This window comes from Mesorhizobium sp. M8A.F.Ca.ET.202.01.1.1, from assembly GCF_004791595.1.
Lineage (GTDB): Bacteria > Pseudomonadota > Alphaproteobacteria > Rhizobiales > Rhizobiaceae > Mesorhizobium.
On sequence record NZ_SRUN01000136.1, the window covers coordinates 1 to 346 of the forward strand.

Sequence of the window (346 nt, forward strand, 5' to 3'; positions counted from 1 at the left end):
GTTGCGGCAACCGGCCAGATCGGCTGCACGCGCAGCGTGGAAATCCGGCGTGAACCAGACTTTCATGATGCCGTCGGCGATCACCTCGATGCCGTCGTGCTCGACGGTTGCGATGCGCGTGTTCCAGCTCTCTGCGGTGCCTATTTTGTGCGCGGTGTCGCTTAGGATCAGCGCCTCCACACATTTGGGATGGCGGGTGTAGAGCCGCTGCGCGACCAGGCCGCCGACCGACAGCCCGCACAGCACAACCCGCTCGAAACCGAAATGATCGATGAGGCCAAGGAGATCGTCGACATGATCATCGATGGAGCGTACGCCGCCGCCTATGTCGGACAGCCCGTGGCCG

General features: G+C 63.3%; 1 protein-coding gene. It reads right to left on the bottom strand.

The features are described 5' to 3' along the window. Window positions 1-346 (bottom strand): alpha/beta fold hydrolase (locus tag EN845_RS34185; RefSeq protein WP_135931298.1); only part of this gene is annotated, 346 nt, incomplete at both ends.